The organism is Luteimonas sp. 100069 (assembly GCF_003813845.1).
Lineage (GTDB): Bacteria > Pseudomonadota > Gammaproteobacteria > Xanthomonadales > Xanthomonadaceae > Luteimonas > Luteimonas chenhongjianii.
Genome location: NZ_RPFN01000005.1, coordinates 175,013 through 189,485, shown reverse-complemented (window position 1 = coordinate 189,485; position 14,473 = coordinate 175,013). Strand labels below are relative to the sequence as shown.

General features: G+C 68.9%; 12 protein-coding genes. 11 read left to right on the top strand and 1 reads right to left on the bottom strand.

All coding sequences use genetic code 11. The features are described 5' to 3' along the window. Position 1 precedes the first annotated feature (1 nt). From EGK76_RS12235 to lpxC, 10 genes are all read left to right on the top strand, one after another. Positions 2-1,474 (top strand): UDP-N-acetylmuramoyl-L-alanyl-D-glutamate--2,6-diaminopimelate ligase, encoded by a 1,473-nt coding sequence (locus EGK76_RS12235; protein WP_199730910.1) that lies wholly within the window; start codon positions 2-4, stop codon positions 1,472-1,474. After that, complete coding sequence (murF, locus tag EGK76_RS12230; RefSeq protein ID WP_123832800.1) at positions 1,471-2,850, top strand: UDP-N-acetylmuramoyl-tripeptide--D-alanyl-D-alanine ligase; 1,380 nt, start codon at positions 1,471-1,473, stop codon at positions 2,848-2,850. Before EGK76_RS12235 ends, murF begins: the two co-directional genes overlap by 4 nt. Next, positions 2,840-3,925, top strand: coding sequence for a phospho-N-acetylmuramoyl-pentapeptide-transferase (mraY, locus tag EGK76_RS12225; protein WP_096297247.1), 1,086 nt, complete (start codon positions 2,840-2,842; stop codon positions 3,923-3,925). The genes murF and mraY overlap by 11 nt, the downstream gene beginning before the upstream one ends. Continuing rightward, positions 3,925-5,265, top strand: coding sequence for a putative lipid II flippase FtsW (gene ftsW, locus EGK76_RS12220; RefSeq protein WP_123832799.1), 1,341 nt, complete (start codon positions 3,925-3,927; stop codon positions 5,263-5,265). Before mraY ends, ftsW begins: the two co-directional genes overlap by 1 nt. After that, positions 5,262-6,725, top strand: a complete 1,464-nt coding sequence (murC, locus tag EGK76_RS12215; protein ID WP_123832798.1) for a UDP-N-acetylmuramate--L-alanine ligase — start codon at positions 5,262-5,264, stop codon at positions 6,723-6,725. Before ftsW ends, murC begins: the two co-directional genes overlap by 4 nt. Then, complete coding sequence (locus EGK76_RS12210; RefSeq protein ID WP_123832797.1) at positions 6,722-7,681, top strand: D-alanine--D-alanine ligase; 960 nt, start codon at positions 6,722-6,724, stop codon at positions 7,679-7,681. Before murC ends, EGK76_RS12210 begins: the two co-directional genes overlap by 4 nt. Next, positions 7,678-8,475: a cell division protein FtsQ/DivIB gene (locus EGK76_RS12205; RefSeq protein ID WP_233580291.1), complete on the top strand. Its 798-nt coding sequence runs from the start codon at positions 7,678-7,680 to the stop codon at positions 8,473-8,475. The genes EGK76_RS12210 and EGK76_RS12205 overlap by 4 nt, the downstream gene beginning before the upstream one ends. Next, positions 8,472-9,707: a cell division protein FtsA gene (gene ftsA / locus EGK76_RS12200; protein WP_096297251.1), complete on the top strand. Its 1,236-nt coding sequence runs from the start codon at positions 8,472-8,474 to the stop codon at positions 9,705-9,707. The genes EGK76_RS12205 and ftsA overlap by 4 nt, the downstream gene beginning before the upstream one ends. Positions 9,708-9,850: 143 nt before the next feature. Then, positions 9,851-11,131 (top strand): cell division protein FtsZ, encoded by a 1,281-nt coding sequence (ftsZ, locus tag EGK76_RS12195; RefSeq protein WP_096297252.1) that lies wholly within the window; start codon positions 9,851-9,853, stop codon positions 11,129-11,131. 440 nt (positions 11,132-11,571) lie between these two features. Continuing rightward, positions 11,572-12,480 (top strand): UDP-3-O-acyl-N-acetylglucosamine deacetylase, encoded by a 909-nt coding sequence (gene lpxC / locus EGK76_RS12190; RefSeq protein ID WP_123832796.1) that lies wholly within the window; start codon positions 11,572-11,574, stop codon positions 12,478-12,480. A 212-nt stretch (positions 12,481-12,692) separates the two neighbouring features. On the opposite strand, the gene EGK76_RS12185 is transcribed toward lpxC, so the two are convergent. Next, positions 12,693-13,157: a DUF721 domain-containing protein gene (locus EGK76_RS12185; RefSeq protein WP_123832795.1), complete on the bottom strand. Its 465-nt coding sequence runs from the start codon at positions 13,155-13,157 to the stop codon at positions 12,693-12,695. A gap of 35 nt (positions 13,158-13,192) precedes the next feature. Here EGK76_RS12185 and EGK76_RS12180 point away from each other — a divergent pair, with 35 nt between their 5' ends. After that, positions 13,193-14,077, top strand: coding sequence for a M23 family metallopeptidase (locus EGK76_RS12180; RefSeq protein ID WP_233580290.1), 885 nt, complete (start codon positions 13,193-13,195; stop codon positions 14,075-14,077). Positions 14,078-14,473 lie beyond the last annotated feature (396 nt).

The following is a 14,473-nucleotide window of genomic DNA, read 5'->3' as shown; positions in this document are numbered from 1 at the left end:
AATGGCGCTCCGCGAGCTGCTGCCGGATGTCGCAGCGGTTCCCGAAGACACGCTCATCACTGGCCTGGTGCAGGACAGCCGCGCGATCCGCCCCGGCGATGCCTTCGTCGCGATCGGCGGCTTCGGCACGCACGGCCTGCACTTCACCGACGTCGCCCGCGCCGCCGGTGCTGGAGCGATCCTGTTCGAACCGCCGGTGCCGGCCGAGATCCCGTCGCTGCCAAGCGATGCGATCGCGGTCCCCGGCCTGCGCGCGCGCATGGGCGCGATGGCCGATGCCTTCCATGGCCAGCCTTCGCGTGCGATGGCGATGGTCGGCGTCACCGGCACCAGCGGCAAGACCTCGACGGTGCAGCTGCTCGCGCAGGCGTTCGAGGCGAGCGGCACCCGCGTGGGCACGATCGGCACGCTCGGCGCCGGCCTGCATGGCGCGCTCGAGGCCAATGGATTCACCACGCCGCTGGTCCTGCAGACCCATGCGCTGCTCGCGCAGATGCGCGATGCCGGCGCGCAGGCGGTGGCGATGGAGGTCAGCTCGCACGCGCTCGACCAGGGCCGCGTGGACGCCGTGCATTTCGATGTCGCTGTGTTCACCAACCTCACCCGCGACCATCTCGACTACCACGGCGACATGGCCGGTTACGGCGCCGCGAAGGCGAAGCTGTTCGCACGCGAAGGCCTGAACGCCGCGGTGATCAACATCGACGATGCATTCGGCCGGACGCTGCCGGCGCAGCTCGCCGACGACGTCCGCGCCATCACCATCAGCGCTGTCGGCAACGCCGATGCGGATCTCTCCGCGCACGAGGTCACCTTCGACGCGTCGGGCATCGCGTTCTCGATGCGCATCGATGGGCAGTTCCTGCCTGTGCGCTCGTCGCTGCTCGGTCGCTTCAATGTCGACAATCTGCTGGCGGTCGCCGGCGTGCTGCTGGCGCTGGGTCATGCGCCGGCAGAGATCGTGCGCGTGCTCGGGGCGCTCGAACCCATCGCCGGTCGCATGAACCGCCTCGGCGGCGGGGCGCAGCCACTGGTCGTCGTCGACTATTCCCACAAGCCCGATCCGCTGCAGCAGGCCCTGCAGTCGCTGCGCGGCCATCTGCGCGGCGAACTGGTCTGCGTGTTCGGCTGCGGCGGCGAGCGCGATGCCGGCAAGCGGCCGCAGATGGCGGCGATCGCCGAAGCCCACGCCGATCGCGTCATCGTCACCGACGACAATCCGCGCCGCGAGGAGGGTGATGCGATCGTCGCCGACATCATGGCCGGCTTCGCGAAGCCCGAAGCGGTGGTCGTCGAGCGCGACCGCCGTCGCGCGATCGAACATGCGATCGCGACGGCTGCGCCCGGCGACATCGTACTGATCGCCGGCAAGGGCCATGAGCCCTATCAGGAGATCGGCAGCGTGCAGCATCCCTTCGACGATCGCATCGTCGCCCAGGCAGCGCTCGATGCGTGGCAGGAGGCGCGACCGTGATGCCGATGCCGCTCGCCCGCATTGCCCGACTCGTCAACGGCCGCCTGCATGGCGGCGACGACGTCTCGATCGAAGCCGTCGTCACCGACAGCCGCAAGCTCGACCCGGCCGATCCCCGCGGGCTGCTGTTTGTCGCGCTGCGGGGCGAGAGCTTCGATGGCCACGACCATGTCGCGGCAGCCGCGGCTCACGGCGCACGCGCCGCGCTGGTGGCGCGGCAGCTCGACACGCCGCTGCCGCAGATCGTCGTCGCCGATCCGCAGGTCGCGCTCGGCGCGCTGGCGGGTGCCGTGCAGCGCGAGCGCAGCGCCACCGTGGTGGCGATCACCGGCAGCAACGGCAAGACCAGCGTCAAGCAACTGGTGGCCGCCATCCTGTCCCGGCACGCCGCCACCTGCTTCAATCCCGGCAACTTCAACAACGAGATCGGCCTGCCGCTGGCGGTGCTCGATGCGCCTGAAGACGCGGCGTTCGCCGTCTACGAGATGGGCGCCGGCAAGCCGGGCGACATCGCCTATCTGACCGCGATCGCGCGGCCGCGCATCGCGCTGGTCAACAACATCGCGCCCGCGCACATGGAACGCATGGGCAGCCTGCTCGGCATCGCCGACACCAAGGCCGCGATCTACGACGCGTTGCCGGCCGACGGCACCGCGGTCATCAACGCCGACGATGCGTTCGCGCCGTACTTCGCCCAGCGTGCGCATGGTCGTCGCCTGCTGCGTTTCGGCATCGAAGCGACCGCCGACGTGCTCGCGCGCGATGTGCGCCTCGATGACGCGGGCGCACGCTTCCGTCTGGTCACGCCTGCCGGCGAGGCCGAGGTGGCGCTGCCGCTGCCGGGCCGCCACAACGTGCGCAATGCGCTGGCGGCGACCGCGATCGCGCTGGCAGCCGGTGTGCCGCTGGACGCCATCGTCGCGGCGCTCGGGACCGCCGAGGCGGTCGCGGGCCGGCTGGTGCGCCACACGCTCGACAGTGGCGCGGTGCTGATCGACGACAGCTACAACGCCAACCCCGGTTCGCTCAACGCTGCGATCGATACGCTCGCCGCGGCCGGCGGCGAGCGCTGGCTGGTGCTCGGGGACATGCGTGAACTGGGCGGTGACGGCCCGGCGATGCATGCCCAGGCCGGCGTGCGCGCCAGGGCGGCGGGTATCGCCCGACTCTATGCGCTGGGCGCGCTGAGCGCGGCCGCGGCCGACGCCTTCGGCGAGGGTGCCCGGCGATTCGACTCCCATGCGGCGCTGATCGAAGCGCTGGCGACCGATCTGCACGCCGGGGCGCGGGTGCTCGTCAAGGGCTCGCGAGGCAGTGCGATGGACCGGGTGGTCACCGCGCTGCGCAACATTGAAGGAACCGGACATGCTGCTTGAACTCGCGCGCTGGCTGCAGGGCCTCGAAGACTTCTTCAAGCTGTTCGAGTACCTGACGTTCCGCGGCATCCTCGCGGCGCTGACCTCGCTGATGCTGTCGCTGTGGCTGGGCCCGGCCGTGATCCGCAGGCTGGCACAGTTCAAGGGTGGCCAGCCGATCCGCAAGGACGGACCGCAGTCGCATTTCTCCAAGGCCGGCACGCCGACGATGGGCGGGGCGCTGATCCTGCTGACGGTGCTGCTGTCGGTGCTGCTGTGGGGCGATCTGCGCAACAAGTACGTATGGGTGATCCTCGCGGTGATGGTCGCCTTCGGCGCGATCGGGTGGTACGACGACTGGATCAAGATCGTGCGACGTGATCCCAACGGGCTCAAGTCGCGCTGGAAGTACCTGCTGCAGTCGATCTTCGGCCTGGCTGCGGGCCTGTATCTCTATCTCTACGCCGACGTCCCGGCCGCAACCACGTTCTATGTGCCGCTGTTCAAGTCGATCGCGCTGCCGCTGGCCGGCATCAGCTTCGTCGCGATTGCCTACTTCTGGATCGTCGGCTTCTCCAACGCGGTCAACCTCACTGACGGCCTCGACGGGCTGGCGATCATGCCGACGGTCCTGGTCGCCTGCGGCATGGGCGTGTTCGCCTACGCATCGGGCAACGCGGTGTTCTCGACCTACCTGCAGATCCCGCAGGTGCCCGGGGCCGGCGAGCTGGTGATCATCTGCGCCGCGATCGCCGGCGCAGGGCTCGGCTTCCTGTGGTTCAACACCTACCCGGCCATGGTCTTCATGGGCGACATCGGCGCGCTCGCGCTCGGCGCCGTGCTCGGCACGATGGCGGTGATCGTGCGCCAGGAGCTGGTGCTGGTGATCATGGGCGGCATCTTCGTCATCGAAACGCTGTCGGTGATGATCCAGGTGGCCAGCTTCAAGCTGACCGGCAAGCGCGTGTTCCGCATGGCGCCGATCCATCACCATTTCGAGCTCAAGGGCTGGCCCGAGCCGCGCGTGATCGTGCGCTTCTGGATCATCTCGGTGATCCTGGTGCTGGTCGGCCTCGCCACGTTGAAGGTGCGCTGATGGCCCGCACCTTCGAGCAGATGGCCCACGACAGCGCCGCCGCGCGTCAGGCCACGCGCCTGGACGACATCCACGGGCGTTTCGATCCCTGGCTGGTGGGCATCATCGTCGCCATCGCCACACTCGGCGTGATCATGGTCGCGTCGAGCTCGATCGCGATCGGCGAGGACATGCAGGTCGGTCGCTACTACTTCCTCAGTCGCCATTTCATCTTCCTCGCACTCGGCCTGGGTCTGGCGACCGCGGTGATGCGCACCGAGCTCAAGACGATCGAGAAGTACGACCGGTTCCTGCTGCTGGGCTGCGCCGTGCTTCTGCTGCTGGTATTCGTGCCCGGGCTGGGACGTTCGGTCAACGGCGCGCATCGCTGGATCAACCTCGGCATCTCCAACTTCCAGGTGGTCGAGGCGGTCAAGGTCATCTACATCGTCTGGCTGGCGAGCTACCTGGTGCGCTTCCGCGACGATGTCAATGCGACCTGGGGCGCGATGCTCAAGCCGATCGGCGTCGCCGTGGTGCTGGTGGCCCTGCTGCTGCTGCAGCCCGACTTCGGCTCGTCGATGCTGCTGCTCGGCGTGACCGCCGGCATGCTCGTGCTCGGCGGCGGTCACCTCAAGCGGATGATGCTGCCGGTCGTCGCACTGCTGCCGGCGGTGGTGGGCGTCGCGGTGATGGAGCCCTACCGCCTGCGCCGCATCACGTCCTTCATGAATCCCTGGGAAGACCAGCTCGGCGCCGGCTATCAGCTCAGCAATGCGCTGATGGCGGTGGGTCGCGGCGAATTCTCCGGCGTGGGCCTGGGCGCATCGGTGCAGAAGCTGTCCTACCTGCCCGAAGCGCATACCGACTTCATCTTCTCGGTGCTCGCCGAGGAGCTCGGTTTCGTCGGCGTGTGCCTGGTGGTCGGCCTGTTCACCGCGCTCGTCGGCCGAGCGCTGTGGATCGGCCTGAAGTGCGTGGAGATGCGGCGCCATTTCGCCGGCTACTGCGCCTTCGGCGTCGCAATGATGATCGGCATGCAGAGCCTGGTGTCGATCGGCGTCAACCTCGGCCTGCTGCCGACCAAGGGCCTCACGTTGCCGCTGGTGTCGTCGGGCGGTTCGAGCGTGATGATGACGTGTCTCGCGCTCGGCCTGCTGCTGCGCGTCTCCTACGAACTCGACCGCGCCCAGCGCCAGGTCGCCCGGTTGCGCGGCGATGCCGCGGCGCCGGCGCCCGCGAGCCCGGTCCCCACTACCACCCAGCCGCCGCTGCCCGTGCAGCCGGGCGCGCCGGTGCGCGGCACCAGCCGCCTGCGCCAGCGCGTCGAGCCGAGTTTCGGCGGCAGGAGCCAGGCATGATCCGTCGTCTCCACCAGACCCGCGGCCTGTCGAAGGAAGACTTCGCCAAGGTGTTCTCGCGCGTGCATTTCGTCGGCATCGGCGGCACCGGCATGAGCGGCATCGCCGAAGTGCTGTGCACGCTGGGCTACAAGGTATCGGGCTCCGACACCGCCGACAGCGCGACCACGCGCCGGCTCGCGAGCCTTGGCGCGACCGTGCATCGCGGCCATGCGGCGGCCAATGTACTGGGCAGCGACTGCGTGGTCGTGTCCAGCGCGATCCGGCCCGACAATCCGGAACTGATGGAGGCGCGCGCGCAGCGCATCCCGATCGTGCCGCGCGCGGAGATGCTGGCCGAACTGATGCGCTTCCGCCGCAGCATCGCGGTGGCCGGTACCCACGGCAAGACCACGACCACGTCACTGACCGCGAGCGTGCTCGCCGAAGGCGGCCTCGATCCGACCTTCGTCGTCGGCGGCCAGCTGCTGGCTGCCGGCGCGAACGCGCGCCTGGGCAGTGGCGACTGGCTCGTCGCCGAGGCGGACGAGAGCGACGGCAGCTTCCTGCGCCTCAATCCGCTGATCGCGATCGTCACCAATATCGATGCCGACCACCTGGAGAACTACGGCGGTGATTTCGCCCGCGTCCAGGCCGCGTTCGACGAATTCCTGCATCGACTGCCGTTCTATGGACTCGCGGTGCTGTGCATCGACGATCCCGAGGTCGCGCGCCTGGCCACGGCCACGCCGCGCCATGTGATGACCTACGGCCTGTCGGATGCCGCCGACGTGCGTGCCGAGGACGTCGCCCAGGACGGCGCGGCGATGACCTTCACGCTGTGCCTGCCCGAAAACACGCGCATCCGCGCGCGGCTTGCGCTGCCCGGCCGCCACAATGTGCTCAATGCACTCGCCGCAGCCGCGGTGGGCTGGCAGCTCGGCGTCGCCCCCGAGGCGATCGTCGCCGCGCTGGGTGCGTTCCAGGGCATCGGCCGCCGCTTCAACCTGCTCGGCGAGCTGGTCACGCCTGCCGGCGCCCGCGTACAGCTGGTCGACGACTACGGCCATCATCCCAAGGAGCTGGCGGCGGTGTTCGCCGCGGCGCGCGGAGGCTGGAGCGATCGCCGCCTCGTGGTCGCATTCCAGCCGCACCGCTACAGCCGCACCCGCGACCTGTTCGACGACTTCGCCGGCGTGTTGTCGGATGTCGATGCACTGGTGTTGACCGAGGTCTATCCCGCGGGCGAGGCGCCGATTGCGGGCGCCGATGCGAAGGCGCTCGCACGCGCGATCCGCGCGCGCGGCCGGATCGATCCGGTCGTCGTTGCCGGCGCCGCGGATCTGGCCGGCGTGCTGCCCGACATCCTCGAAGATGGCGACCTGCTGCTGATGATGGGCGCCGGCGACATCGGCGTCGCCGTGCAGCGCCTCGCGCAGGCAGGTTTCATCGGCGCAGCGCGCCCGGAGGCGGGCCGATGAGCGCCACGCTGTCCGCACCCCGTTTCACCGAGCCGGGCGTGTTCGGCCGCGTTGCGGTGCTGCTCGGCGGCTCGGGCTCGGAGCGGGAGGTCTCGCTGCAGTCGGGGCAGGGGGTGCTCGATGCGCTGCGCTCGCGCGGCGTCGATGCGCACGCGGTCGACGGTGTGCCGGCGCTCGCACAGGCGATCCTCGCCGGCAAGTTCGACCGCGTGTTCAACATCCTTCACGGCGGCGACGGCGAGAACGGCGTGGTCCAGGGCCTGCTGGAGGCTTTCGGCATTCCCTGTACCGGTTCGGGCGTGCTCGGTTCCGCGCTGACCATGGACAAGATCCGCACCAAGCAGGTGTGGATGAGCGAAGGTCTTCCGACCCCGCGCTTCGCCCGCCTGGCGCCAGGCGCGGACCTCCGCGCTGCCGCGGCGTCGCTCGGCTATCCGGTCTTCGTGAAGCCGTCGTGCGAAGGCTCCAGCGTCGGTGTGTTCCGCGTGCTTAGCGAAGCGGAACTGCAACCGGCCGTCGAGTTCGCCGCCGGCTATGCCGGTGAACTGCTGATGGAGCAGATGGTGCGTGGCGACGAGCTGACCGTCGGCATCATCGGCGATATCGCGCTGCCGTCCATCCGCATCGTGCCCGCAGGCGAGTGGTACGACTACCACGCCAAGTACATCGCCGACGACACGCAGTACCTGTGCCCCGGCATGTCCCCCGAGGACGAAGCCGAGGTCGGCGCGCTGGCACTGGCCGCCTTCCGTGCGGCGGGCTGCAGCGGCTGGGGCCGCGTCGACGTCATGCGCGACATCGAGCGTGGCCTGCAGCTGATCGAGGTCAATACCGCGCCCGGCATGACCAGTCATTCGCTGGTGCCCAAGGCTGCTGCGCAGATCGGAATGGATTACGCGGCGCTGTGCTGGCGCGTGCTCGAAGCCACGATTCCGGTGGAGGTGGAAGCGCGATGAACCAGGCGCTGGGCACGATGGTGCGGGTCCTGGCATGGGCGCTGGCGGTTGCGCTGGTGGCGCTGCCGGTGGTCGCCGTGGTCAACGGCTGGATCGGCGCCGAGCGCTGGCCGCTGCGCGTGCTGCGCATCAATGACGGCCTCGAGCAGGTCGATACCGCGCGCGTGCGCGCCGCCGTGTTGCCGCATGCGCAGCGCGGCTTCTTCGCGGTCGATCTGGCTCAGGCGCAGCGCGATGTCGCGCGCCTGCCATGGGTGGCCGGGGTCGAGGTGCGCAAGCGCTGGCCGGACGTTCTGCATGTACGCATCGCCGAGCATGTGCCCTTCGCGCGCTGGGGCGATGCGCGGCTGTTGTCGACGCGTGGCCGCCTGTTCGCCGCCGAGGGCGTCGACGTGCCCACCGACATGCCGCGTTTCGACGGCCCCGAGAATCGCATTCCCGAGATCGTCGCGCTCTACAACGAATCGCGGGAGCTGTTCGGCACTGCCGGTATCCGGGTCGAGCGCGTCGCGCTCGACGCGCGCGGCAGCTGGCAGCTGACCCTGTCCAGCGGCACCGATGTCGTCGTCGGCAGCCAGGAAGCGCGCCTGCGCCTGGCCCGCTTCGCGCGGATGCTGCCGCGCCTGACCGGCACCCGGGTCGAGCCGCTGACCCGCGCCGACCTCCGCTACACCAACGGTTTCGCGCTGATCTGGGGCGATCCACCCGCGCCCGATGCAGCCCGGGCCGCTGACGCGACCGCCAACCCGGTCGCGCACCGTTCTTCCACCTCCGTTTCCGGCTTTTCCACATGAACCGCAAGGGCGACAAGACACTCATCGTCGGACTCGATATCGGCACCTCGAAAGTGGTGGCGCTGGTCGGCGAGTACTCGCCCGGCAATCCGATCGAGGTCATCGGCATCGGCAGCCACGAATCGCGCGGCCTCAAGCGCGGCGTCGTGGTGGACATCGAATCGACCGTGCAGTCGATCCAGCGCGCGGTGGAGGAAGCCGAGCTGATGGCCGGGTGCGAGATCCGCTCGGTCTACGCCTCGATCTCCGGCAACCACGTGCAGTGCCGCAACTCGCCGGGCATCGTGCCGATCCGCGACAACGAAGTGACCTGGGCCGATCTCGACCGCGTGCTCGATGCGGCCAAGGCGGTCGCGATCCCGGCCGACCAGAAGATCCTGCACGCGATTCCGCGCGAGTACGTGCTCGACGATTCCCAGGAAGGCATCCGCAACCCGGTCGGCATGACCGGCGTGCGCCTCGAGGTGCATGCGCACCTGGTCGTCTGCGCGCAGTCGGCCGCGGCCAACATCAGCAAGTGCGTGCAGCGTTGCGGGCTGTCGATCGACGATCTGATCCTCTCCTCGCTGGCCTCGAGCACCGCGGTGCTGACCTCCGACGAGCGCGAGCTCGGCGTGGTGCTGGTCGACATGGGCGCCGGCACGACCGATCTGGCGGTGTTCGTGCAGGGGGCGATCTGCCACACGGCTTCGCTGCCGATCGCCGGCGACAAGGTCACCGAGGACATCGCGCACATGCTGCGCACCCCCACGCCCGAGGCCGAGCAGATCAAGGTGCGCTACGCCTGCGCGCTCGCGCAGCTGGCGACCAGCGAGGAATCGATCCAGGTCCCGAGCGTCGGCGACCGCCCGCCGCGGCGCCTGCCGCGGCAGTCGCTGGCGCAGGCCGTGCAGGCGCGCTACGAGGAAATCTTCGAGATGGTGCAGGCCGAACTGCGCCGGTCGGGCTTCGAGCAGCACGTGCGCGCCGGCATGGTGCTCACCGGCGGCGCCTCGAAGATGGAAGGCGTGGTCGAACTGGCCGAGGAAATGCTGCAGATGCCGGTTCGGGTGGGCATTCCCCAGCACGTCACCGGCCTGGGCGAGGTGGTTGGCAATCCGGTCCACGCCACTGGGGTGGGCCTGCTGCTGATGGGCAGCCAGATCGAACATCCGCGCCGGCCCGTGGTCTCCGGGGGCCGCGCCGGCGGGTGGCTGAAAAAGATATGGGCGCGATTCAACGGCGAATTCTGATTCGCGCACACGAAAACGGGGGTGGGGACGCGGCGGGCAGGGCAGCGACGAAACCAGCGGTACGGCATAGCAAGGCACATCAATAGACGCCGGGAAGGACGTGGTCACCACGCCGAACCCGGTCCAACGAGAGGACGACGGACATGGCACATTTCGAATTGGTCGAGAAGATGGCCCCAAACGCGGTGATCAAGGTCATCGGTGTCGGCGGCGGCGGCGGCAATGCAGTCGCGCACATGGTCAACAACAGCGTCGATGGCGTTGAGTTCATCACCGCCAACACCGACGCGCAGGCGATCAAGAACTGCGGCGCCAAGCTGCAGCTGCAGCTCGGCAGCAGCGTCACCAAGGGCCTGGGCGCAGGCGCGAACCCGGAAGTCGGCCGCCAGGCCGCGCTCGAGGACCGCGAGATCATCATGGATGCGCTGCAGGGCGCCGACATGGTGTTCATCACCGCCGGCATGGGCGGCGGCACCGGCACCGGCGCTGCGCCCGTGGTCGCGCAGATGGCCAAGGAGATGGGCATCCTGACCGTCGCCGTGGTCACCAAGCCGTTCCCCTTCGAAGGCCGCCGGCGCATGCAGGTCGCCCTCAAGGGGATCGAGGAACTGTCGGCGCATTGCGACTCGCTGATCACCATTCCCAACGAGAAGCTGATCACCGTGCTCGGCCGCAACGCCACGATGATCCAGGCCTTCCGCGCCGCCAACGACGTGCTGCTCGGCGCCGTGCAGGGCATTGCCGACCTGATCGTGCGTCCCGGCCTGATCAACGTCGACTTCGCCGACGTCCGCACCGTGATGTCCGAAATGGGCCTGGCGATGATGGGCACGGGCCTCGCCCGTGGCGACGACCGCGCCCAGGCCGCCGCCGAAGCCGCGATCCAGAACCCGCTGCTCGACGACGTCAACCTGGCCGGCGCCAACGGCATCCTGGTCAACATCACCGCCGGCGCCGACTTCACGATGGCCGAGTTCGACGAAGTGGGCCGCACGGTGGAGAACTTCTCCAGCGAGGACGCGACCATCGTCATCGGCACCGTGCTCGATCCGGACATGCAGGACGAGGTCCGCGTGACCGTGGTCGCGACCGGCCTCAATCGCGCCCCGGCGCGTGCGGCAGGCTACAGCGGAGAAGGCGCGGGCCGCGGCAAGCCGCAGGTCCAGCTGATCAGCAACAACCAGCGCGGCGTGCGCGACGGCACGACCGGCATGCTGATCGAGGACGGCTCCGACGCGGTCGCACCCTACAGCCCCGGCAACAGCATCGCGGCCTCGCTGCGCGGCAACGCCGGCGGCCAGTCGACCTCTCCGCTGCGCAGCAACGCCCGTGCGGAATCGAGCGAGGCCCCCAAGGTCGCCGATTTCGGCAGCGACAGCAGCTACCTGGACATTCCGGCGTTCCTGCGTCGCCAGGCCGACTGATGCCGTCCCTGGCGAGGGTCATCGCTTGCGGCAGGCCCCTCCCGGCCTGCTGTAACCGGGCGCGTGACGAAGCGCGAGGCAGTGCCTCGCCCGCGCTTCGCCCCGTCCTGCACCGTTAGGTGGGCTGATTCCTCGCCGCGCGACGGCATGCGCGTCCGCCCGACCGGGCGGCCTGCGGATGGCCGTCGCCGCAGGGCGGAGCGTCCTCCTGCCCTGAAGTGCCCGGCGGCGCGTTGTCCGCGCGTCGCCTTTTGGTCCATCGGGCTCGTCCCGGTGGGCCGTTTTCCAGCCGTCGCAGCGCATTTGCCGGCGTTTGGCCGCGCAGTCAGCATCGCCCGCCTTTCCGTTCAGGTTCAGCCGGTGCCGTGATAATCTGCCTCGCGGTTCCGATGGCAGTCCGATGACGGATGCGCGGAATCTTCTCTCCTGCGGACTCCCCCATGCCCCGCCAACGCACCATCAAGAACGTGATCCGCGCGACAGGCGTCGGCCTGCACAGCGGCGAGAAAGTGTTTTTGACCCTGCGTCCCGCGGCGCCCGATACCGGCATCGTGTTCCGACGCGTCGATCTCGACCCGCCCGTGGACATTCCCGCACACGGCAATCTGGTCACCGAGACCACGCTGTGTACCGGACTGAGCTGTGGCCCGGCCAAGGTCCAGACGGTCGAACACCTGATGTCCGCACTCGCGGGCCTGGGTGTCGACAATATGTATGTCGAGCTGTCCGCGGCGGAAGTTCCGATCATGGACGGCTCGTCCGGCCCCTTCGTGTTCCTGCTGCAGTCGGCCGGTGTTGTGGAGCAGGATGCGCCCAAGCGCTTCATCCGCGTGCTCAAGCCGGTGGAAGTGCGCGAGGGCGACAAGATCGCGCGCTTCGAGCCGTTCGACGGCTTCAAGCTCGACTTCACCATCGCCTTCGACCATCCCGCGATCCCGCTGGCGCAGTCGCGCGCCGAAGTCGAGTTCTCGACCGAGGCCTACATCCGCGAAGTCAGCCGCGCGCGCACCTTCGGCTTCATGCGCGACCTGGAATACATGCGCGAGCGCAATCTTGGTCTCGGCGGGTCGATGGACAATGCGATCGTGCTCGACGAGTTCCGCGTGCTCAACGACGACGGCCTCCGATACGCCAACGAGTTCGTGCGCCACAAGATTCTCGACGCGGTCGGTGACCTCTATCTGGCCGGCCACCCCATCCTCGGGCGGTTCGTTGGTTACAAGTCGGGCCATGCGCTCAACAACAAGCTGGTCCGCGCCCTGCTGGCGCAGACCGACGCCTGGGAAGAGGTCACGTTCGACCGGGCGGGCAATGCACCGCTCGCCTACGGCGCCCCGGTTGCCGCCTGAGCGGCGGTGATCACCTTCGCCAACACGCGATGAACTTGGCCGTGACCGCGCCCGACCTGTTCATGTCTGTGGCGATACATAACTAAAAGTTAACGTTATCTTTCTGATTCCGTAACTTGTAGTTAACCTCCTGCCCGCTTTCGGCCAGTAGGATGGCCCCTCCCCCCTTCACCTGGCCTCGACTTTGGTGAGCAGGGGACGGGACCGCCGCTTCATTTTCGTTCGTCGCCATCCTCGCCGGATTGCAGCGAAGCCAGCGCCGCCTTCAGCGCAGCGCGGGCCACCGGCGAAGGTGGGGTGGTACGTGCGCGGCCAGCATCGACCTCGGGTCGGAGCGGCCGGGTCGAGGTTCTGACCACGATGTCGCTGACATCCAGCCCGATGGACCGGGCGGCGTCGAGCAGCACACCAGCCGACAGGCGCAGCCTGGCGTGCCAGATGGGCGAATCGACGAGGAAGACCAACCTGCTGCCATCCACATTGGCCAACCGCGCATGCGGCGCCAGCGTCGGTGGCAACAGGGGAACGAGACGGCGATCCAACGCGTCGAGCCACATGGCCCGGCGGATCGGATCGGCCGACGTACCGCCCAGTGCCGCTTCCAGTGCGGCCGTCGGGGCTCCCACGCGGGAAGCGCCGATGCGGGGCGGTTTGGATCTGGACCTGAAATCAGACATTGGTACGTATGACCCTGAACTCGTTTTTGAATGATATGCGCGGCCGTGTCGCGCAGGTGGCCGCCCGGGCCCGCGCCGTGTCGGCGCGCCGGCCGCTGACCGTCGCTGCTGCCGTCGCCGTCGCCGGCCTGTGCGGGGGCGCCGCGCTCAACGCCGCCGAGGTCGCGCGCCTGCATGGCGTCGCCGCCAGCAACGAACGCGCGATCGACGCCACCCGCCGCGAAGCCCAGCGCGAGATCAACGCACTCGCTGCGCGGATGAGCGAACTCCAGGCCCAGGCGACTCGTCTCAATGCCCTTGGTGACCGGCTTGCGCGCGGCGCAGGCCTCGAGGACGGCGAGTTCGATTTCGACCAGCCGGTTGGCCAGGGTGGTGCGGAACCGGCGCGGGACATGCCGGCGCGCACGCTGCTTGGCGGCATGGATGCGCTCGATGATGACTTCGCCTCCGCCGGCCAGCAGCTTTCGGTGCTCGAGGCCCTGCTGTTCGATCTGCGCATCGAGCAGAACGCGCTGCCGTCGCGTTCGCCGGTGGGCAAAAGCTACGTGACCTCGTCCTATGGCTACCGCGCCGACCCCTTCGGTCGCGGCGGCCAGTTCCACAAGGGCATCGATTTCAGCGCCCGCACCGGCGATCGCGTGATGACGGTCGCCGACGGCGTGGTCAGCTATTCGGGCGTGCGCAGTGGCTACGGCAATGTCGTCGAGGTCGATCACGGCAACGGCTACGTGACCCGGTATGCGCACAATTCGCGCAACGTGGCGAAGGTGGGCGATCTGGTCCGCGTCGGCGACGAGATCGCCAAGGCCGGCTCCACCGGTCGCTCTACCGGCGCCCATGTGCATTTCGAGGTGTGGGAGAACGGCCGCGTGCAGAACCCGCGCAAGTTCCTCGGCAACATGGGTGTCACCCGCCAGTAACCGGCCGCAGCCGCTGCGTCCTGGCGCAGACGCAGCGGGTCCTGCGCATGCGCGTTGACCCGGCCGGATCCGGGGCGACGCTGGGCGACGTGTCGGGCTTGCGCCTGTTCCTGGCGTTCGACACACGCAGCCCGGCAGCGTGCGGCAACGCCGACGCATACCGGTCCGCAGCCGCGCGGGGCAGGCGCCCTGTCAGAGAAAGGCTCCCGTCCGCCGTCCACCGGTAGCCGGCAGCCGCAAGGGCGCCACCGGCGCGGTCCGGGTGGCTTGAAAGCGCAGCCGCCCTCCCCAAGCTACAATGCGTGTTGCCAACGAAAGGGCGCCCGGCGCCCTTTTCTTTTGCGGCTCTGCGGCGAAACCGCCTGCGCCGCGCCTCGATTCCCGAACCCGGTACTC

Bases quoted from the DNA above. Each gene is read 5' to 3' on its own strand.
- ftsW (WP_123832799.1), top strand. From the start codon at position 3,925: ATGGCCCGCACCTTCGAGCAGATGGCCCACGACAGCGCCGCCGCGCGT.
- EGK76_RS12180 (WP_233580290.1), top strand. From the start codon at position 13,193: ATGCGCGGCCGTGTCGCGCAGGTGGCCGCCCGGGCCCGCGCCGTGTCG.
- ftsA (WP_096297251.1), top strand. From the start codon at position 8,472: ATGAACCGCAAGGGCGACAAGACACTCATCGTCGGACTCGATATCGGC.
- EGK76_RS12185 (WP_123832795.1), bottom strand. From the start codon at position 13,157: ATGTCTGATTTCAGGTCCAGATCCAAACCGCCCCGCATCGGCGCTTCC.
- mraY (WP_096297247.1), top strand. From the start codon at position 2,840: ATGCTGCTTGAACTCGCGCGCTGGCTGCAGGGCCTCGAAGACTTCTTC.
- EGK76_RS12205 (WP_233580291.1), top strand. From the start codon at position 7,678: ATGAACCAGGCGCTGGGCACGATGGTGCGGGTCCTGGCATGGGCGCTG.
- EGK76_RS12235 (WP_199730910.1), top strand. From the start codon at position 2: ATGGCGCTCCGCGAGCTGCTGCCGGATGTCGCAGCGGTTCCCGAAGAC.
- EGK76_RS12210 (WP_123832797.1), top strand. From the start codon at position 6,722: ATGAGCGCCACGCTGTCCGCACCCCGTTTCACCGAGCCGGGCGTGTTC.
- murC (WP_123832798.1), top strand. From the start codon at position 5,262: ATGATCCGTCGTCTCCACCAGACCCGCGGCCTGTCGAAGGAAGACTTC.
- ftsZ (WP_096297252.1), top strand. From the start codon at position 9,851: ATGGCACATTTCGAATTGGTCGAGAAGATGGCCCCAAACGCGGTGATC.
- lpxC (WP_123832796.1), top strand. From the start codon at position 11,572: ATGCCCCGCCAACGCACCATCAAGAACGTGATCCGCGCGACAGGCGTC.